The organism is Novosphingobium sp. FG90 (assembly GCF_057808725.1).
In genome coordinates this window covers 100,996-120,067 of record NZ_JBMDIO010000003.1, presented here as the reverse complement: position 1 = coordinate 120,067, position 19,072 = coordinate 100,996, and the positions used below count along the sequence as shown (strand labels likewise).

The window sequence follows — 19,072 nt, the reverse complement described above, 5'->3', positions numbered from 1 at the left end:
GGCTTATCCTTCGTCGCTCACGAACGTCCCTGCCGGACGTGAGCCAGCCTTCTTGCGCGCGGAGCGCTTGTCGAAGGGCACATTGAGTTCGGTGTTGATTTCGCGGACCACGGTATCGACCTGGCCGATCACTTCCTCTTCCGAGAAGCGCAGCACGCGGATGCCGACTTCGGTGAGCTTGCGGTCCTGCAATTCATTGACGTCGGGGTTGGAATCCTCGGCGCTCAGCTGGATCACGATCCAGCGCGAGGGGCAGGCGAAATCGACGATCGCCGAGCCGACGATCGACTGCCGCGTGAACTTTACCCCGCCCAGCTTCGAGCCGGAAAGCTGCGCCCACAGGGCCTTCTGCGCTTCGCTGGGGTTGCGGCGCTGGTCCTTGGCACGCTCCTTCAGCGTTTCGAGGCGCGTGCCGGTAACGGCGAAGCTGGCCTTGGCGTCTGCCTTCGGCCCGTTTGAGGCGAGGCTGATGCCCAAAGTCTTGCGGGCGGCGGTCATGGTGTGGTCCTTCGTATCTTCTGTTTTTCTGCGTCACCCTGAACTTGTTTCAGGGTCCATTGTGCCTCCTGCCCCGGTCCCTGCCGCAGCGAATCGACCGGGCGGCTGGTGAAACGAGCCTTCGGTCTGCGCTGCCCGATGGACCCTGAAACAAGTTCAGGGTGACGGAGGAAAGAGGAGAGGGCGGGCATTACCCCACGCTGCCTTCCAGCGAGATCCCCAGCAGCTTCTGCGCTTCCACCGCGAATTCCATCGGCAGTTGCTGCAGCACTTCCTTGGCGAAGCCGTTGACGATCAGCGCCACCGCCTGCTCGGTGTCGAGGCCGCGCTGCATGGCGTAGAACAGCTGGTCGTCGCTGATCTTGCTGGTGGTCGCCTCGTGCTCGATCTGGGCGCTGGGGTTGCGCACTTCGATGTAGGGCACCGTATGCGCGCCGCACTCCTTGCCGAGCAGCAGCGAATCGCACTGGGTGAAGTTGCGCACGTTATCGGCATTCGCACCCACGCGCACGAGGCCGCGATAGGTGTTGTTCGACTTGCCCGCCGAGATGCCCTTGGAGATGATCGTCGAGCGGCTGCCCTTGCCGTTGTGGATCATCTTGGTGCCGGTATCGGCCTGCTGGTAGTTGTTGGTGACGGCCACCGAGTAGAACTCGCCCACCGAATCCTCGCCGTTGAGGACGCAGCTGGGGTACTTCCACGTCACCGCAGAGCCGGTTTCCACCTGGGTCCAGCTGATCTTGGAGCGTGCGCCCTGGCAAAGCCCGCGTTTGGTGACGAAGTTGTAGATGCCGCCCTTGCCGTTGGCATCGCCCGGATACCAGTTCTGGACGGTGGAGTACTTGATCTCCGCATCCTCCATCGCGACCAGCTCGACCACGGCGGCGTGCAGCTGGTTCTCGTCGCGCATCGGCGCGGTGCAGCCTTCCAGATAGGAAACGTAGCTGCCCTTTTCGGCCACGATCAGCGTGCGCTCGAACTGGCCGGTGTTCTCCGCGTTGATGCGGAAATAGGTGCTCAGCTCCATCGGGCAGCGCACGCCCTCGGGGATGTAGACGAAGGTGCCGTCCGAGAAGACCGCGCAGTTCAGCGCCGCGAAGTAGTTGTCATGCACCGGGACCACACGGCCCAGCCACTTCTTCACGAGCTCCGGGAATTCGCGGATCGCCTCGGAGATCGAGCGGAAGATCACGCCCGCCTGCTCCAGCTCCTTGCGGAAGGTGGTGGCGACCGAAACCGAATCGAACACCGCGTCCACCGCGACCTTGCGCGCGCCTTCGACGCCGGCGAGCACTTTCTGCTCCTCCAGCGGAATGCCCAGCTTTTCGTAGACGCGCAGAATCTCGGGATCGACTTCGTCCAGGCTGGCGAGGGCGTCCTTCTTCTTGGGCGCGGCCCAATAGTAGGATTCCTGGTAGTCGATCGGCGGAATATCGAGCTTCGCCCAGTCCGGCGGCGTCATTTCCAGCCACTTTGCGTAAGCCTTCAGACGCCAATCGAGCATCCACTCGGGCTCGTCCTTCTTGGCCGAGATGAAGCGGATGGTGTCTTCGGACAGGCCCTTGGGGCCGTATTCCTGCTCGATGTCCGAGGACCAGCCATGCTCGTACTCGGCGACGCGGGCAGCGGCTTCGCGCGCCGCGGCATCGCGTTCAACGGGGAGGGTTTCTTCGGTCATCTCAAACTTCCTCGACGAGCTGGGTCAGCGCCACCTGGGCGAGCGCTCCGCGCACGGCCGCATTAACCTGCGGCCAGTGGCCTTTTACGTTGCAACAGGATTCCAGCGTGCAATCGCTTTTCGCGCGATCGATACAGGCGGTGAGGGCGATCGGCCCTTCCACTGCCTCGACGATGTCCGCCAGCGAGATCGTGGCGGGAGGCCGTGCGAGTCGCAGACCCCCGCCGACACCGCGCGACGAACGCATCAGTCCGGCAGAGGAGAGCTTGCTCACCAGCTTCTGCACGGTCGGAGCAGGCAGGCCGGTTTCCTCCGCCAGCTGGGCGGCGGAAATGCGCGCACGCTTGCCGCCCGCCTGCTCGATGAGCGAGCAGGTGCCGCAATGCCGCGCCGCAGCGGACATTATGACGACGGCATAGTCTGTCATACTCGACAGGCGCATGAACGGGCTTTCTGGTTCCTGTGTTTAAATCGGATCAATTCTTTCCGATTTGCACCTAGTGCAGCACGCGGCGGGTTTCAATGGCCGTTTCGCACCTGCGAGTGGTTCGCACGGTTGATCGCTGCCGCGCCATAGCTCGTCGCAAAAGATACGCAAGCCATGGAAAAAGGCTTGCTTAACGGTCGATCTGTGGGAGCCTGCCGTCAAGAAGCGCGAAAAAAGGCGGTTCCCGATCGAAATCGGAAACCGCCTTAAGTTATAAAGAACTCGAGCGCATCCCGCTACGAGCCCTTCGGGTCGCAGGACTCGTGTATGCTCCGTATGGGTCGATTTATTGTATAAACGCGACACGTTCGCAGGTCCGGATGGCTCGGGATGACCCCTAACGGGCTTTTTCATCTCGCACCGCAGCAGAAGAAGCGTTTGAGCAACACTGCCGGGGGCGTTATGCGGCGCTCGTGCTCTATTCTCTCATCCGACCCGCCCTTTTCCGAATCGAGGCCGAGAAGGCCCATGGTCTTGCGCTCAAGGCCCTGAAGCTTTCCGGACCCGGCAGTGCGCCGCGCACCGATCCGGCTTTGGCCAGCACCGTGGCGGGGATCGCTTTCCCCAGTCCGGTCGGCATGGCTGCGGGCTTCGACAAGGATGGCGAAGTGCCGGACGCGCTGCTCGGCTTGTGCTTCGGGTTTGCGGAAGTCGGTTCGATCACCCCGCTACCGCAGGCGGGCAACCCGCAGCCGCGCCTGTTCCGGCTGGTCGAGGACCGCGCGGTCATCAACCGGATGGGCTTCAACAACGGCGGCGCACAGGATGCGGTCTATCGGTTGGAAGCGCGCGTTCAGCGCCCCGGCGTGGTCGGCATCAACATCGGCGCGAACAAGGATTCGACTGACCGCGTCAACGACTATGCGATCATGGCGCGGCTGATGGCGCCGCTGGCGGGCTATCTTGCGGTCAATATCTCCAGTCCGAACACGCCGGGCCTGCGCGCGCTGCAGGACGAATCGGCGCTGACCGGGCTGCTCGACGCGGTCATCGAATCGCGCGACGAGGCTTGCGGCGCAGGGCACCGGCCTCCGGTCTTCCTCAAGGTCGCACCCGATCTCGAACCCGCCGACATCGAGGCCATCGCGCGAATCGCCATCGACAAGAAGTTGGGCGCGCTGATCGTGTCCAACACCACGATTTCGCGGCCGCAGCTGGCCTCGCAGCACAAGGGAGAAACCGGCGGCCTCTCCGGCGCGCCGCTGCGTGATCTGGCGCAGCAGCGCCTGCGCGATTTCCGCAAGGCGACGGGCGGCGCGGTGCCGCTGGTCGGGGTAGGCGGCATTGCCAATGCTACGGATGCCTGGGCGCGCATCCGGGCGGGAGCGAGCCTCGTCCAGCTTTACAGCGCCATGGTCTACGAAGGGCCGGGCATCGCCAAGGCCATCAACAAGGGCCTGCTCGAACTGATGCGCCGCGATGGCTTCGCATCGATTGCAGAGGCGGTTGGAACCGAATAAGCCTTTCTGCAATGTCCGGAAAGCTGATCCTGGGGCTGACTGCCTCGCTCGCCCTCTCTGGTTGTGCCGCGACGACGGCGACCATTCCATCGCAACCGATCGCGAGCACCCCCGCCGTCGCGGGGCCTGCCGTATTCGATGCTGGGATGGTCAGCGCCGCCGATCCGCATGCGGCCGAGGCCGGTGCGTCGATCCTGCGGCGTGGCGGCAGCGCCACCGACGCCGCGATCGCGACGATGCTGGCGCTAACCGTGGTCGAGCCGCAAAGCTCGGGGATCGGCGGCGGCGGCTTCCTGATGCTCGGCAACGAGAAGGGCGAAGTCGAATCCTGGGACGGGCGGGAAACCGCCCCCAAGGCCGCGACGCCCGCGCGTTTCCTTGACTCGTCGGGCCAGCCCCTGCCGTTCCGCATTGCCGTCGTCGGCGGGCGCAGCGTCGGCGTACCGGGCAACATTGCGCTCGCTGCGAAGATTCACGCGGAGCACGGCCGCCTGCCGTGGGCGGACCTGTTCCAGCCGGCGATCGACCTTGCGCGCGAGGGCTTCGTGCTTTCCCCGCGCGGGTTCCAGTCGCTCTCGAAGCAGTCCGAAACCGGCGCGCACGATGCACAGGCGCGGGGCATCTACTATGGTGCGGACGGTAAGCCGCTGCCTATCGGCACCACGATCCGCAACCCGGCACTTGCCAGCACCCTGGAAATGCTCGCGGCTAAGGGGCCGGACGGCTTCTACAAGGGAGAGCTGGCGCAGGCGATCGCGACGAAGGTCGCGGCCGAGACACCCGCCGACGGCAAGATGACCGAGGCGGACATCGCGGCGTTCTCGGCGAAGGAACGGCCCAGCACTTGCGCGAAGTACCGTGTCTATAAAATCTGCAGCATGGGTCCGCCATCCTCGGGCGCGACCACCGTGCTAGCGACGCTGATCCAGCTGGAGGACTTCGATCTCGGCAGGCTCGGCCCGGATTCGCCGGTCGCCTGGCACCTGATCGCCGAATCGGAGCGGCTGGCCTATGCCGACCGCGACCTGTTCCTGGCCGATCCCGATTTCGTGAAAGTGCCTGTCGCGGCGCTGCTCGATCCTGCCTACCTCAAGCGCCGGGGCGCGCTGATCTCGGCAGATCGGACGATGGCGACCGTCAGCGCGGGCCTGCCCGCGCCGAAACTGTCGGCAGGCCGCCATTATGTCGAACATGGCACCTCGCATTTCGTCGTCGTCGACAGGCAGGGCGAGGTCGTCTCTTGGACATCGACGATCGAAAGCGCTTTCGGTTCGGGCATCATGGTCGGCGGATTCTATCTGAACAACGAACTCACCGATTTCAGCTTCGCGCCCGAAAAAGACGGCGCGATCGTCGCCAACCGGGTCGAGGGCGGCAAGCGGCCGCGCAGTTCGATGGCGCCCACCATCGTCTACGGCCCCGACGGCAAGCTGTTGTTCGTCGTCGGTGCGGCGGGCGGCGCTACGATCCCGGTGCAAGTGATCCGCGCGCTGGTCGGCGTGCTCGACTGGAAGCTGCCGGTGGACAAGGCGCTGGCGCTGCCGGTCCTGTTCGCGCCGACCGATGCCATCAACGTCGAGAAGGGCACGCGGCTCGAGGCTATGATTCCGGCGCTGCAGGCGCTGGGGCATGCGTCGGTGCGGGCCACCGAGATGCCGCTCAAGACCAACGGGGTGCTGGTGGTGGACGGCAGGCTGGTCGGCTCGGGCGATCCGCGCACCGAAGGTGTCGCCGTTTCGCAGTAACCTTGTGGCAACCCGCCACCCCACCTAGACGTTCGCCTACAATAGAAGTTCGTAAGGATACACCGGGGGCCGCCATGGACATTGCCGATTTCGACAACAGCGCCAACGTCGTGTCGTTGTTCCTTGCCCGCGCCGACGCGCTGGGCGAGGTGCCGATGCTCTGGGCCAAGCACGATGGCCAGTGGCGCTCGATCAGCTGGTCCGAGGCGGCGCGGCGCGTTTGCCTGATCGCCGCGTCGCTGCGCCGTATGGGCCTGCGCGATGGCGAGCGGGTGCTGATCGTTTCGGAGAACCGGCCGGAGTGGTGCCTTGCCGACCTTGCGATCATGGCGGCGGGCTGCGTGACGGTGCCGACCTACACCACCAACACGACCCGCGATCACATCCACATCCTCGAGAATTCGGGCGCCCGCGCGGCGGTCGTCTCGACCGCGAAGCTGGGCAAGGCGTTGCTGCCCGCGGTGGTGCAGACCGACATGTGCCGTCAGGTCATCGGCATGGAACCGCTCGTGCCGATGCAGGGCGGTGCCTACGAGACCCATATGTGGGAGGAACTGCTCGAGGGTGACGCCGCTACGGCCCGCGCCGAGGTGGATCAGCGCATCGCCCGCATCGGCCGTACCGACCTTGCATGCATCATCTACACCAGCGGCACCGGCGGCGCGCCGCGGGGGGTGCGCCAGCATCACGGCATGCTGCTGTCCAACGTGGCAGGCGCTGCGCAGATCATCGAGCAGGACTTCGGCTGGGATCGGGGACCGGACAAGCGCGAGATATTCCTCTCGTTCCTGCCGCTCAGCCATGCCTACGAACATACCGGCGGCCAGTGGCTGCCGATCGGGCTCGGCGGGCAGATCTATTACTCGGAAGGGCTCGACAAGCTCGCCGCCAATATCGAGGAAGTGCGCCCGACCGTGATGGTCGTCGTGCCGCGCCTGTTCGAGGTGCTGCGCACGCGCATCATGAAGCAGATCGAGAAGCAGGGCGCCGTCGCCAATCGCCTGATGGACTGGGCGATCGGTGGCGGGATGCGCCGCCTGAACGGCAGGCGCGGGCTTCTGGATTACCCGCTGGACCTGCTGATCGAGCGCACCCTTCGCCCAAAGATCCGCGCGCGCTTCGGCGGGCGGATCAAGGCGCTGGTTTCGGGCGGGGCTCCGCTCAACCCGGAGATCGGGGTGTTCTTCGACGCGATGGGGCTGACGCTCCTCCAGGGCTACGGCCAGACCGAGTCGGGGCCGATCATCAGCTGCAATCGCCCTGCGGCGGGCGTGAAATTCGACACCGTCGGTCCGCCGATGCGCGGCGTCGAGGTGAAGATCGCCGGGGACGGCGAGATTCTCGTTCGCGGTGAACTCGTGATGTCGGGCTACTGGCAGAACGAGGCGGCGACCGCGAATGTCCTCAAGGACGGCTGGCTGCACACCGGCGATATTGGCCACATCGACGATCGCGGGCGCATCGCCATCACCGACCGCAAGAAGGACATGATCGTCAACGACAAGGGCGACAACGTCTCTCCGCAGAAGGTCGAATCGATGCTGACCCTGCAGCCGGAAATCGCGCAAGCCATGGTCTATGGTGACCGCAAGCCGTACATCGTCGGCCTGATCGTCCCCGATGCCGACTGGGCGCTGCAGTGGGCGCGCGACAATGGCGAGACCTTCGATTTCGGCAAGCTGCAAGGGCTTCCGGCGTTTCGAACCGCGCTGCGCAGCGCAATCGACCGGGTCAACGCCGACCTCTCGGTGATCGAGAAGGTGCGCCAGTACGCCTTCGCCGACGAGCCGTTCTCGATCGAGAATGAAGAGATGACGCCGAGCCTGAAGATCCGGCGCCACAAGCTCAAGGAGCGCTACGCCGCGCGGCTGGACGCGCTTTATCGCGGCTGAGGAAACGCTGGCTCGCTTGCTGCGTTGACCGGGCAAACGTCAACCACAGCGAGTGCGCCATGCGTGCCTTCCCTTGTCCGAACTGCCGCCGCCTGAATCATTTCGAAGTTCGCGTCTGCCCCGGCTGCCAGGCCACGCTGGGCTATGACCCCGCGACCGACTCCTTCCGCTTCCTCGCCGACGGGGCGACCGTCTGGCGCGATGCTCAAGGCGAGGTCGCGGATGTCGTCGTCTGCGCCAACAACAACGATTACCAGATCTGCAACTGGCTGGTGGCGAGCGATGACACAACCCCGATGTGCCGCGCCTGCCGCCATAACCGCATGATCCCCGACTTGTCCGAACCCTCGGTGCCGCCGCGCTGGGGCAGGATCGAGGCGGCCAAGCGGCGCCTGTTCCATACGCTCATGAAGCTGGGCCTGCCGCTGGAAACCAAGGCCGAGGAAGGGCCGGGCATGCAAGGCCTAGCCTTTGACTTCCTCTACGACGCGGCGGCGGAGCAGGCGGGCAATCCGCAAATCTACACCGGCCACGACGGCGGGGTGATCACGCTCAACCTGATCGAGGCCGACGATGCCGAGCGCGAGCGGATGCGTCATGCGATGGGCGAGCCGTACCGGACCCTGCTCGGCCATTTCCGGCACGAGGTGGGCCACCATTACTGGTCACGGCTGGTCGAGACCGATCCGCAGGAAATCGAGGCTTTCCGCGCGGTCTTCGGCGACGAGCGGATCGACTACAATCAGGCGCTGCAGGCGCATTACAACGATAACGGCTCGAAGGTCTGGACCGACGATTTCGTGAGCTATTATGCCACGTCACACCCGTGGGAGGACTTCGCAGAGACCTTTGCGCACTATCTGCATATCGTCGACGTGCTGGCGACGGCGGGGGGCTTTGACCTTTCGCTGGCGCCGCTGCCGGGGGATGAGGTCGGGCTGGAGGTCGAACTCGATTTCAATCCCTATACCGCCGATACCCGCGCGCTAGTGGAGGCGATGGGGCCGCTGTCCTTCGCGATGAACGCTATCAACCGCTCGATGGGGCAGCCGGACCTCTATCCATTCCACTTGTCCGACGCGATCATCGCCAAGCTGGACTATATTCACAATCTGGCGGCGAAGGCGCGGGTGGGGGATTCTTTGGCTGAGCTGCCGGTTCCTGTGTGACGCCGGACTTGAAACCCTCAGTCATCGCCGCGACGGCGGTGACCCATCTGGAGACCGTGCAACAGGCGGCGTCAGGAGATGGGTTCCCGCCTTTGCGGGAATGCCGATGATAGGATCACCGGTCCCGGTTTAAGCCGCTTCCTTCTCGATGAACTCGGGATAGAAGCTGGGTTCGCGGTCGGACCATCCGGGCGCGGTGGCGGCGGCTTCGCTGATCGAGTGGAGCAGCGTGCGGCGGCGATCCGGGCGAATCTGTGGCAGCGCGGCGGCTCCGCAGAACGCGCCCGGCAACCAAGGTCGTACCCAGCCACCGAGCAGGCGCTCATAGAGGAAGCGGAAGGCGGAGAAGCTGGTCAGGCGCTCCTGCGCCAGGTCGAACGCGGCCATGCGGACCAGCTTGCCCATGAAGGCATCGACGTCGTCGAAGCTGTAATCGTCCGGGCGCATCGTGCGCAGGGTCTTGAGATCCTGGTAGGCGACGTACTGCTTTCGGATCGAGGCCAGTTCGTTCTCGTCGCGCGCCCAGAGCTTGAAAGCATCCTGGCGGCCGAGGCCGATGTCGAGGCTGCGCCGGATGTAGCGCTGCTCGCTGGGGGAGAAGCTGGCGAATTCGCGCAGCTCGTTGATCGTCAGACTAGCCGTACCTGCGTGGGCCATCGTGGTTGTCCCTGAGGTGGCGGGATGATCCCCGTCACGAGTCGGATTTAACCACGATCATCCTTTCTGGACGGTTTACGATGCAAAGGTTTGTATGCGCAGTTTGCCGTCAGAAACGGGAAAGGCTGCAGGCCCGTCCCGTTTCGGTACGAAGGTGCTCAGATAAGGCCGGCGAGGGGGCTCGACGGGTCGGCATAGCGGCGCTGGCCCATGCGACCGGCGAGGTAGGCGTGGCGACCGGCCTCGACTGCCAGCTTCATGGCGCGGGCCATGCGGACAGGCTCCTTCGCCTCGGCGATCGCGGTGTTCATCAGCACGCCGTCGCAGCCCAGTTCCATTGCCACGGCGGCTTCCGAAGCGGTGCCCACGCCCGCGTCGACCAGCACCGGGACCTTCGCGCCCTCGACGATGAGGCGCACCGTCACCTTGTTCTGGATGCCGAGGCCCGAGCCGATCGGCGCGCCCAGCGGCATCACAGCGACGGCGCCCGCCTCTTCGAGCTGCTTCGCCGCGATCGGATCGTCGACGCAGTAGACCATCGGCAGGAAGCCCTCGTTCGCGAGAATCTCGGTGGCCTTCAGCGTTTCACGCATGTCGGGATAGAGGGTGCGGGCCTCGCCCAGCACTTCCAGCTTGACCAGATCCCAGCCACCCGCCTCGCGGGCCAGGCGCAAGGTGCGGATGGCGTCGTCGGCAGTGAAGCAACCGGCGGTGTTAGGCAGGTAAGTGATCTTCCGAGGGTCGATGAAGTCGGTCAGCATCGGCGCCTTCGGGTCCGACACGTTGACCCGGCGCACGGCAACCGTGACGATCTCGGCGCCCGATGCTTCCACCGCGGCGGCGTTCTGGGCGAAGTCCTTGTACTTGCCCGTGCCCACGATCAGGCGCGAGGTAAAGGTACGACCGGCAACGGTCCAGGAATCAGCGGGGAAATCGGTCATGAAGCGCGTCCTTTCGGGGAAGCGGGGATCAGGAAAAGCGGGGCAGGATAGCCCGATCAGCCGCCGCCAACGAAGTGGACGATCTCCAGCACGTCGCCTTCTGACAAGGTCACGTCGGCAAGCGTCGAGCGCGGCGCGATCTCGGCGTTGTGCTCGACCGCGACCTTCTTGGGGTCGAGGCCGATCTGTGCGACGAGGTCGGCGATGCTGGAACCGGCGGCAATACGGCGCGGTTCGCCATTCACGGTAAGCAGGATTTCGGCAGCCATGGCTTGCCGAATAGCGCTCAACAGGCGCCGTGCAAGTTCCGAATGTGCGCGAAGGCGACAAGCGCGACGCCCGCGATCGTCAGCACCGTCTCCTCGATGCCGTGACCGACCAGCAGGGCGATGCCCATGAGCGTCAGACCCGATGCGCCTATCGCCAGCGGAGCGACACGCCCGTGGCGTAGCATGCCGAAGCCGAGCGAGATGATGCCCACGACCAGCGCAAGGGCCAGGCCGATGCGGTGGATGCTGGGCGAAAGCAGCGCTTCGCCGCCCAGTCCCAGCACGCCGACAAGGACGACGCCAAGGATGCAATGCACTGCGCAGAGCCCGCTCAGGATGATCCCGGCACGGTCGAGGCGGTTACGAATCGCAAGAAGGGCAGTACGCATGGGCAGCCATCTATGTAACGTTGTATCATCATGCAAGGGCATACGTGCGAAATTTTCAAACAAGACTCGCCGAAAGCACGTGCCGTCGAACGCCCTCTTGCGCAAATGCCCGCAAAATCGCAGGAAACGCCCGCATGAAAGAAGAAGCAGACGCATGAGAGTGAACGACGGGCGCCCGATCATCGGGACGAGTGACGATATCGCCCCGATGGTGCGCTGGCTGCTGACGGTGGCGGTCATGGTGGTGCTGATCGTTGCGGTGGGCGGGATCACCCGGCTGACCGAGTCGGGCCTTTCCATTACCCAGTGGAAGCCGCTGACCGGCGCGATCCCGCCGCTCACCGACGCACAGTGGCAGGCCGAGTTCGCCCGCTACAAGCAGATTCCGCAGTACCTCGACGTCAACGGCCCCGCCGGGATGGCGCTGGAGCAGTACAAGTTCATCTATTTCTGGGAGTGGTTCCACCGCCTGCTGGCGCGCACGATCGGCCTTGTCTTCGCGGTTCCGCTGGCGTGGTTCTGGTTCAAGCGCACGATCCCCGGCGGCTACAAGCCGCGGCTGCTGGCGCTGCTGGCGCTGGGCGGTCTGCAGGGCGTCGTCGGCTGGTGGATGGTGTCCTCGGGCCTCAGCGCCGAAGCGCTGGACCGGGTGAGTCATTTCCGCCTTGCCGCGCACCTGCTGGTGGCGCTGTTCACGCTGGGCGGGCTCGTCTGGACCGCGCTCGATCTCAAGGCGATGGAGCGCGGCGAACAGCGGGCGCGGTTGACCGGCTTTGGCGCCCTCGCGCTGGGCATGCTGACGCTGCAGCTGTTCATGGGCGCCATGGTGGCGGGCCTGCGTGCCGGTTACGTCGCCGGTGCCGGCTGGTGGAGCTGGGACGCATGGCCGCTGATGCAGGGCACCTTCTTTCCCGAGGGTGTGGAGTGGGCGCGCGGGTTCTTCTCGTCGCTGGTCAACGATCCCTACCTCACGCACTTCATCCACCGCTGGTGGGCATGGGCGGTGGTTGCGGTGCTGGTCGTCATGGGGCGCAAGCTCAAGGCAAGGCATGAGCGGCTGGTTTCGGTCGCGGTGCATTGTGCTTTCGGCACGCAAGTGCTGCTCGGCATCTTTACCGTGTGGTCCGGCGTGACTCTGTGGATCGCCGTCGCGCACCAGCTGTGCGGCGCTCTCCTCGTCGCTGCGACAGTGTGGGGGGCGCATGCCCTCGGCCGCCGGGGATGAGCACGATCGCGGGCGGGGCGCTCGTCTGGTGCCCGTTTCCAGACGAGGATGCCGCGCTGGCGGTGATCGACGTGCTGCTGGACGAAGCGCTGGTCGCATGCGCCAACATTGTGCCGGGCGTGCTGAGCATCTTCGTATGGAATGGTGAGCGCGGGACTGCGCGGGAGTTCGGCGTCCTGTTCAAGACCCGCGCGGAACTGCTGGATGCAGCCGTCGCCCGCGTTGCGCAGTTGCACCCTTACGACGATCCCGCCGTTCTTGGCTGGCGCTGCGATGCCGGGGCGCCGGAAACGCTGGCCTGGCTCGCCGGGTTGCCGTCTCGACCTTGACGGTATTATTTTACCTCTCTGCAATCCCGCGCATTGCTTGACTTACGCAGCCATTTCGACGATTTGGCCGCCTTCCGCGCTATCAGGGGATTCGCTCCCGTGGCTGGCGCTCGAATTATAGGGATAGACCAGCCATGAAGGCGCTCACGAAGGTCACCCGGTCGATCAAGCCGGCCGAGGTGGAGAAGAAGTGGCATCTGATCGATGCCGAGAATCTGGTTGTAGGCCGTCTGGCCGTGATCGTTGCAGACCTGCTGCGCGGCAAGCACAAGCCCAGCTTCACCCCCCACGTCGATTGCGGCGACCACGTCGTCATCATCAACGCGGAGAAGGTGCGCTTCACGGGCAACAAGCTCAAGCAGCAGACCTACTACAAGCACACCGGCTACGCCGGCGGCATCAAGGAAGTCACCGCGGACAAGGTCCTCGCCGGTCGCTTCCCCGAGCGCGTGCTTGAAAAGGCTGTCGAACGCATGATCCCGCGCGGCCCGCTCGGCCGTGACCAGATGCGCGCCCTGCACGTCTACGCCGGCACCGAGCACCCGCACGGTGGCACCCAGCCCGAAGCGCTCGACGTCGCTTCGATGAACCGCAAGAACAAGGTGGGCGCATAATGTCCGAGAACGAAACCGTGCAGAGCCTGTCGGACCTCGCCGAGATCGCCGGCAACGTGACCGTCGGTGACGAAACCGTTGCAGCCGCTCCCGTCTCGAACGCTCCGCTGCGCGAGCAGCAGATCGACGCGCAGGGCCGCGCTTACGCCACCGGCCGCCGCAAGGACGCCGTTGCCCGCGTGTGGATCAAGCCCGGCTCGGGCAAGATCATCGTCAACGGCCGTGACCAGGAAGTCTACTTCGCCCGTCCGACCCTGCGTCTGGTCATCAACCAGACCTTCCAGGTCGCTGGCCGCGAAGACCAGTATGACGTCGTCGCCACCGTCAAGGGCGGCGGTCTGTCGGGTCAGGCGGGCGCTGTGAAGCACGGCATCGCTCAGGCTCTCGCCAAGTACGAGCCGGCCCTGCGCTCGGCCGTCAAGGCAGCCGGCTTCCTCACCCGCGACAGCCGCGTGGTCGAGCGTAAGAAGTACGGCCGCGCCAAGGCACGCCGCAGCTTCCAGTTCTCGAAGCGCTAAGCCTATCGAGAGCTTCGGCCCAGAGCCAAGGCTACGAAAAAGGGGTCGCGGGAAACCGCGGCCCTTTTTTCATGCCGGGAGGAGGAGCGTGGCCGGTTGGACATCCTGCTCGGGGAATCTGGCAAGACTCTGAATTTCCGCCACGACGTTGTGCTTTCGGGCTTCGTTCTGGTAGTCGCTCGAGTCTGTCCGGCTGGAGTTGACCTGCGATGGAAACATCGGTTCCCTCGGAACTGCGCGACTTTCTGACGTCGCTGCCGATCGCGTTGTCGCTTGCATCGATCGACGGCGATCATCCCCTGCTCTACGTCAACGAGCGCTTCACCGAACTGACCGGCTATTCCGCCGACGACATGGTCGGTCAAAATTGCAGATTGTTGCAGGGCGGCGTGCGGGATGCGCAAGCCCATGCAAAGTTTCGCGCCTTCCTGCACAATGAGGATACCATTGCAGCCAGAGCGCCGATCATCAATTTCCGGCGCGATGGTTCGGCCTTCGTGAACCTGCTTTGCCTGACGCGCCTGAGAACGGAAGCGGGTGATGCACGCTATATCCTCGGATCCCAGTTCGATGTCACGCGGCTCGAGGCGGAGCGCCTGCAAGCTTACGAAAGGGATCTAATTCAGGCACTGAACGGTCTCGCGCCGCTGAGCGTCGGGTGCGGCATTGCCGTCGACGATGCGCTCGCAGTCATCGGTGATGCCGTCAGTCTGATGGCGCAGGCCCATCTGCGATTGCTCGATCCGTCGTCCAGTCTGAACTGACCCGCTTCAGGCCGCGAGGCGCCGGTCGTATTCCGCGCGCGCCTGCTCGACCTGATGCATGTTGGCCATCGTCCAGCCGTAGAGAGCCTTGAACGGGGTTTGCAGGGACCGGCCCAGCGGCGTGATCTCATACTCCACCCCGATCGGGGAGACGGGAATCACCCGCCGTTCGAGCAGACCGTTGCGCTCCAGCCGCCGCAGGCACTGGGTGAGCGCTTTCTGCGTCACGCCTTCGAGGTGGCGCTTGATTCCGTTGAAGCGCATGGGGCCGGCATCGAGCACGGTAAGCACCATCATGGACCACTTGTCGGCGATCTGGTCGAACAGCAGGCGACTGGGGCAATCGACCGAGAAATGTTGGCATTCGGGCATCTAGGTATCCCTGGATATACTTGCGCACCTCAGGGTGCCTCATTGACCTCAGGTATCTGATATATACCTAAGCGGTTCCCCCAGCAAACTGGAGCTGCTCCGCAATGACCGCAAGTGCCACCGACGTTCTGTTCCAGCCGTTTCGCATCGGCTCGCTGGAACTTCCCAACCGCATCGTCATGGCCCCGATGACCCGCGCTTTTGCGGCCGAGGGTATCCCCGGCGAGGCGCAAGCCGCTTACTATCGCCGTCGGGCGGAAGGCGGCGTCGGACTGATACTTTCCGAAGGAACCGTGATCGACCGCCCCGCCTCACGCAATGACCCCGGCATCCCCTTTTTCCATGGCGAATCGGCACTGGGCGGCTGGAAGCAGGTGATCGATGCGGTCCACGCCGCCGGTGGCCGCATGGGGCCGCAGCTGTGGCACACAGGCGCGACCAAGAGCTTCATGACCGAATGGGTACCCGATGCCCCGGTCGAGAGCCCGTCGGGCTACGATGCACCTGACATGCCGCGTGGGGAGGTGATGAGCGAGGAAGCCATCGCCGACACCGTCGCTGCTTTCGCCGCGGCGGCCGCAGATGCCCGCCGCCTCGGTTTTGACGTGGTCGAGCTGCATGGCGCGCATGGTTATCTCATCGACCAGTTCTTCTGGGCGGGCAGCAACCTGCGGACTGATCGCTACGGCGGCGCCACCATTCGCGAGCGCTCGCGCTTTGCGGCGGAAGTCGTCGCGGCGGTGCGCGAGGCCGTGGGGCCGGGCTATCCGCTGATCCTGCGCCTGAGCCAATGGAAGCAGCAGGACTACGCCGCGCGCCTCGCCGATACGCCGGACCTCATGGCCGACTGGCTGCAGCCGTTGGTGGAGGCGGGTGTCGATGTGCTGCATTGCTCGCAGCGTCGATTTTGGGAGCCCGAATTCCCCGAAATCGACGGCGAGAATGGGCTGAACTTTGCAGGCTGGGCCAAGAAGCTGACCGGCGCCGCGACGATCAGCGTCGGTTCGGTCGGCCTTTCTGGTGATTTCATGGCGGCATTCGGCGGCGAGGGTTCGTCCAGCGTGGGTCTGGACCGACTCGTGGAGCGCATGGAGCGTGACGAGTTTGACCTGATCGCCGTGGGCCGCGCCCTCATCACTGACGCAGACTGGGTTGCCAAAGTGCGTGACGGCAATGCGGCAGGATTGAAGGGTTTCGACGCCTCCGCGCTCGCGGAACTCGCCTGACGTTCAATGAGAACAAATATGGAACATGTAGGATTTTTCCTATAGGGTGGTCGGCGGCGGCAATCCTGCCGTCGATCCCTTGGAGGAAAAGCCAGTGTCGTTTGCTGACTTGTGCCTCTTCCTTGGGGCCTTGTTCGCCTTTGCCACCCTCATCCTGAAGGTGGTGGAGGTGAAGGGCCGGAAGTAGGCGACGGGTGGGGGATACGTTGCAGCGTGTCCCCCAGACGTTTCGAAAATGGACCGAAGACAGGAAGTCGGGCTCTGAAACGACTAAGCCCCCGCCGTTGCAGCGGCGAGGGCTTGATCCACAGGCCATGGGCCAGTGTCGTTTGCGGCGTTAACTCTACGCTTTTCGGGCGAGGAGTTCAAGTTGGGCCTGTTGTTGCGCCGAGAAGCGCGTCCGACCCAAACGACGGTTAGCCGCGGCCGCGTCCGCCATCGTCAGTACATGTGCTGGCCGCCGTTTATGCTCAGCGTCGATCCGGTAACGAAAGCCGCGTTTTCAGAGCAGAGGAAGGCGCAGCCGCGCGCGATCTCATAGGCGCTGCCGAGGCGCCCCACGGGAATTTTGGCGACGATCTTCTCCAGCACCGGGGCGGGAACCGCCGCGACCATGTCGGTGTCGATGTAGCCCGGTGCGATGGCATTGACGGTGACGCCGTATTTCGCACCTTCCTGAGCCAGTGCCTTGGTGAAGCCGTGGATTCCGCTCTTGGCTGCGGCATAGTTCACCTGGCCGTACTGGCCGGCCTGGCCGTTGATCGAGCCGATGTTGACGATGCGGCCCCAGCCGCGATCGCGCATGCCGGAGAACGTCGCTTTTGCGGTGTTGAAGCAACCGCCCAGGTTGACGCGCATGACGTCGTTCCAGTCGTCGAAGCTCATCTTGTGGAGCACGCCGTCGCGGGTGATGCCGGCATTGTTGATGACGATATCGATCGGGCCGACTTCTGCGGCAATGCGCGCGCAGCTTTCCTGTGTCGCCTCGAAATCGCCGACATCCCACTTGTATGAAGGGATACCGGTACGTTCGGTGAAGGCGGCGGCCTTTTCTTCATTGCCTGCGTAGTTCGCGACAACGGTGTGACCGCGCTCTTTCAATGCGAGCGAAACAGCTTCGCCAATACCCCGGGTTCCGCCAGTTACAATTGCAACGCGCGCCATACCTTCAGCCTTTCGTTGTGAGCATCCACCGACGACAAGGCTATGGAAGGATTATGACGGCCGCAAGGCCGACTATTGACCTAAATGCATCATTCCTGGTTGCAGATTTTGCAAGCAATATTGCTTGGATCAGAACTTGAACTGGGTGCCCACGTAAACGGCCTGGCTGTCCTGTTTGCCGTCGGTCAGCGGAACCAGCCGTTCACGTTCCTGGGAATAACGCACGCCCGCGGTCACATCGAGATTCTCGGTCACGCGATAAGCGCCGCCGAGATCCACCTCACTGCCATCGACAGCAAAAGTACGCGGAGCACGGCCGGAGGCCTTCTTCTCGTCGAGAGAGATCCGAGGGCTGAAGCGCGATTCGTCGTGCTTGGCGGGGCCGGGCGACAAGCTGAACTTCTTCAGGTCCGGCAGTTCCGCCAGAGGGCGGGTGGGCGCCTGCGGAACGAGATTCTGCGCGAAGTTCTGATATCCGCGGGAAACGCCGAGATTGAAGGCAGTAGGCGCGATGCGCAGGCGTGCCTGATCCTGATTCGCCTGCGCGAGCGGGGCGCGACCGTGGACGATGATCGCCTGCGCTGCTTCCGGATCGACGCGCACGGCGACGGTCACGGCACGATCCGCGCGATTGGGCGTGCCCGCCGGAGTGAAGGGGAACAGGTCACCCTTCGCGAGCGAGCGCAGCGCGATCGCCTGCGACAGGTTCTCCTGAGTCGTTTCGGGCGCAAGCGAATCGATCTGCCCGGAACTTGCCGAGGGGTTGCTCTTGAAGTCGGTCGAGAAAGCGAGAACCGCGCTCGGCAACGCAAGAAGGGTGACGCAGCCTGCCAGCAGCAGGCTTCCCTTCATGCCTCCCCGGGCCGCGCCCTCACGCTCGGTACTCATCGAAAGCCCCTGTCTGCTTGTCATCGAGACACTTTCACGGACTTGCCGTGAAGGATGACCCCATGATCGTCCAGACAGATTAACACGGCCTGAGTGCGGGGCAAAGGGTCAGGGGCAAAGAGGGCGCCCTCGTTCAGGACGCGCTCATCCGCGCCCTGCTTGGGACAGCCCATCGGAAAGGCGCTCTTGCCGCTGGCCCACCGGCGGTTATAGAGGCGTTTTGACGACAGGTTCGGCGCGCGCCGCGCCTGCAGCCTCTGACACCGGATTTGGGAACGAACATGACAGCCAGCACCGACAACGGCCTCTTCACCGTGCGCACGCTGACGACCGTGGGCATCTGCGCCGCGGCTGCGCTGGCGCTGGCCGGTTGCGGCGGTGGCAGGAAGAAGGAGCAGGCCAAGCTCGCGCCTTCGCAGGTCACCACCATCGGTGTGAACAGCTACCTGTGGCGTGCCAGCCTCGATTCTGTGTCGTTCATGCCGCTGCTCCAGTCGGACAGCGCCGGCGGCGTCATCATCACGGACTGGTACGTCAACCCCAAGACCCCGACCGAGCGCGTGAAAGTGTCGATCGCCATCCTCGATCAGGACTTGCGTGCCGACGCGCTGCGCGTCACCGCCGTGCGCGAAGTGCAGCAGGGTGGTGGCTGGGTGCCGGCTCCGGTGCAGGCGGCGACTGTGCAGAAGCTCGAGGACATCATCCTCACCCGCGCCCGCGACCTGCGCCGCGATTCGATCGGCGGCTGAGAGTTACCGGGCGGCCAAAAGCGCCGCCCGTTCATTTG

The 19,072-nt window shown here is 64.5% G+C and carries 21 protein-coding genes; 11 read left to right on the top strand and 10 right to left on the bottom strand.

What is annotated here, in order from left to right:
* Nucleotides 1–3 precede the first annotated feature (3 nt).
* The 3 genes from ACODRZ_RS03765 to ACODRZ_RS03755 form a co-directional block, all read right to left on the bottom strand.
* Nucleotides 4–498 (bottom strand): endonuclease domain-containing protein, encoded by a 495-nt coding sequence (locus ACODRZ_RS03765; protein ID WP_488969526.1) that lies wholly within the window; start codon nucleotides 496–498, stop codon nucleotides 4–6.
* Nucleotides 499–688: 190 nt separating this feature from the next.
* Complete coding sequence (gene sufB, locus ACODRZ_RS03760; RefSeq protein ID WP_488969525.1) at nucleotides 689–2,176, bottom strand: Fe-S cluster assembly protein SufB; 1,488 nt, start codon at nucleotides 2,174–2,176, stop codon at nucleotides 689–691.
* A gap of 1 nt (nucleotide 2,177) precedes the next feature.
* On the bottom strand, nucleotides 2,178–2,618 hold the full coding sequence (locus ACODRZ_RS03755; RefSeq protein ID WP_488969524.1) for an SUF system Fe-S cluster assembly regulator: 441 nt from the start codon (nucleotides 2,616–2,618) through the stop codon (nucleotides 2,178–2,180).
* 458 nt (nucleotides 2,619–3,076) lie between these two features.
* On the opposite strand from ACODRZ_RS03755, the gene ACODRZ_RS03750 reads away from it, so the two are divergent.
* The 4 genes from ACODRZ_RS03750 to ACODRZ_RS03735 all read left to right on the top strand — a co-directional run bounded on the left by ACODRZ_RS03750 (nucleotide 3,077) and on the right by ACODRZ_RS03735 (nucleotide 8,929).
* Nucleotides 3,077–4,123 (top strand): quinone-dependent dihydroorotate dehydrogenase, encoded by a 1,047-nt coding sequence (locus ACODRZ_RS03750; RefSeq protein WP_488969523.1) that lies wholly within the window; start codon nucleotides 3,077–3,079, stop codon nucleotides 4,121–4,123.
* 11 nt (nucleotides 4,124–4,134) lie between these two features.
* Complete coding sequence (gene ggt, locus ACODRZ_RS03745; RefSeq protein WP_488969522.1) at nucleotides 4,135–5,868, top strand: gamma-glutamyltransferase; 1,734 nt, start codon at nucleotides 4,135–4,137, stop codon at nucleotides 5,866–5,868.
* A 74-nt stretch (nucleotides 5,869–5,942) separates the two neighbouring features.
* Nucleotides 5,943–7,760, top strand: a complete 1,818-nt coding sequence (locus ACODRZ_RS03740) for an AMP-dependent synthetase/ligase (protein ID WP_488969521.1) — start codon at nucleotides 5,943–5,945, stop codon at nucleotides 7,758–7,760.
* Nucleotides 7,761–7,819: 59 nt separating this feature from the next.
* A complete protein-coding gene (locus tag ACODRZ_RS03735) occupies nucleotides 7,820–8,929 on the top strand; it encodes a zinc-binding metallopeptidase family protein (protein ID WP_488969520.1) in 1,110 nt (369 codons plus the stop codon).
* Between the two features lie 129 nt (nucleotides 8,930–9,058).
* Here the strand turns inward: ACODRZ_RS03735 and ACODRZ_RS03730 are convergent, their stop codons facing one another.
* The 4 genes from ACODRZ_RS03730 to ACODRZ_RS03715 all read right to left on the bottom strand — a co-directional run bounded on the left by ACODRZ_RS03730 (nucleotide 9,059) and on the right by ACODRZ_RS03715 (nucleotide 11,185).
* Nucleotides 9,059–9,586: a hypothetical protein gene (locus ACODRZ_RS03730; RefSeq protein ID WP_488969519.1), complete on the bottom strand. Its 528-nt coding sequence runs from the start codon at nucleotides 9,584–9,586 to the stop codon at nucleotides 9,059–9,061.
* A 158-nt stretch (nucleotides 9,587–9,744) separates the two neighbouring features.
* Nucleotides 9,745–10,527, bottom strand: coding sequence for a bifunctional sulfur carrier protein/thiazole synthase protein (locus ACODRZ_RS03725; RefSeq protein WP_488969518.1), 783 nt, complete (start codon nucleotides 10,525–10,527; stop codon nucleotides 9,745–9,747).
* A 56-nt stretch (nucleotides 10,528–10,583) separates the two neighbouring features.
* Nucleotides 10,584–10,796 carry a sulfur carrier protein ThiS gene (gene thiS / locus ACODRZ_RS03720; protein ID WP_008831265.1) on the bottom strand — a complete coding sequence of 71 codons (213 nt, stop codon included), beginning with the start codon at nucleotides 10,794–10,796 and terminating at the stop codon, nucleotides 10,584–10,586.
* Between the two features lie 17 nt (nucleotides 10,797–10,813).
* Nucleotides 10,814–11,185 (bottom strand): MerC domain-containing protein, encoded by a 372-nt coding sequence (locus tag ACODRZ_RS03715; RefSeq protein ID WP_488969517.1) that lies wholly within the window; start codon nucleotides 11,183–11,185, stop codon nucleotides 10,814–10,816.
* Nucleotides 11,186–11,339: 154 nt separating this feature from the next.
* On the opposite strand from ACODRZ_RS03715, the gene ACODRZ_RS03710 reads away from it, so the two are divergent.
* The 5 genes from ACODRZ_RS03710 to ACODRZ_RS03690 all read left to right on the top strand — a co-directional run bounded on the left by ACODRZ_RS03710 (nucleotide 11,340) and on the right by ACODRZ_RS03690 (nucleotide 14,635).
* A complete protein-coding gene (locus ACODRZ_RS03710) occupies nucleotides 11,340–12,410 on the top strand; it encodes a COX15/CtaA family protein (protein WP_488969516.1) in 1,071 nt (356 codons plus the stop codon).
* A complete protein-coding gene (cutA, locus tag ACODRZ_RS03705) occupies nucleotides 12,407–12,739 on the top strand; it encodes a divalent-cation tolerance protein CutA (protein WP_488969515.1) in 333 nt (110 codons plus the stop codon). The genes ACODRZ_RS03710 and cutA overlap by 4 nt, the downstream gene beginning before the upstream one ends.
* A gap of 134 nt (nucleotides 12,740–12,873) precedes the next feature.
* Nucleotides 12,874–13,353 carry a 50S ribosomal protein L13 gene (gene rplM, locus ACODRZ_RS03700; protein ID WP_232495097.1) on the top strand — a complete coding sequence of 160 codons (480 nt, stop codon included), beginning with the start codon at nucleotides 12,874–12,876 and terminating at the stop codon, nucleotides 13,351–13,353.
* On the top strand, nucleotides 13,353–13,871 hold the full coding sequence (gene rpsI, locus ACODRZ_RS03695) for a 30S ribosomal protein S9 (RefSeq protein WP_488969514.1): 519 nt from the start codon (nucleotides 13,353–13,355) through the stop codon (nucleotides 13,869–13,871). Before rplM ends, rpsI begins: the two co-directional genes overlap by 1 nt.
* A gap of 209 nt (nucleotides 13,872–14,080) precedes the next feature.
* A complete protein-coding gene (locus ACODRZ_RS03690; protein ID WP_488969513.1) occupies nucleotides 14,081–14,635 on the top strand; it encodes a PAS domain-containing protein in 555 nt (184 codons plus the stop codon).
* 6 nt (nucleotides 14,636–14,641) lie between these two features.
* On the opposite strand, the gene ACODRZ_RS03685 is transcribed toward ACODRZ_RS03690, so the two are convergent.
* A complete protein-coding gene (locus tag ACODRZ_RS03685; protein ID WP_488969512.1) occupies nucleotides 14,642–15,007 on the bottom strand; it encodes a winged helix-turn-helix transcriptional regulator in 366 nt (121 codons plus the stop codon).
* A 104-nt stretch (nucleotides 15,008–15,111) separates the two neighbouring features.
* On the opposite strand from ACODRZ_RS03685, the gene ACODRZ_RS03680 reads away from it, so the two are divergent.
* Entirely contained in the window at nucleotides 15,112–16,233 is a 1,122-nt protein-coding gene (locus ACODRZ_RS03680; RefSeq protein WP_488969511.1) for an NADH:flavin oxidoreductase, read from the top strand.
* Nucleotides 16,234–16,674: 441 nt separating this feature from the next.
* On the opposite strand, the gene phbB is transcribed toward ACODRZ_RS03680, so the two are convergent.
* Entirely contained in the window at nucleotides 16,675–17,397 is a 723-nt protein-coding gene (gene phbB / locus ACODRZ_RS03675; RefSeq protein ID WP_488969510.1) for an acetoacetyl-CoA reductase, read from the bottom strand.
* Nucleotides 17,398–17,526: 129 nt separating this feature from the next.
* Nucleotides 17,527–18,285, bottom strand: coding sequence for a hypothetical protein (locus ACODRZ_RS03670; RefSeq protein ID WP_488969509.1), 759 nt, complete (start codon nucleotides 18,283–18,285; stop codon nucleotides 17,527–17,529).
* A 281-nt stretch (nucleotides 18,286–18,566) separates the two neighbouring features.
* On the opposite strand from ACODRZ_RS03670, the gene ACODRZ_RS03665 reads away from it, so the two are divergent.
* Nucleotides 18,567–19,034, top strand: a complete 468-nt coding sequence (locus ACODRZ_RS03665; RefSeq protein WP_488969508.1) for a DUF3576 domain-containing protein — start codon at nucleotides 18,567–18,569, stop codon at nucleotides 19,032–19,034.
* Nucleotides 19,035–19,072: the final 38 nt, after the last annotated feature.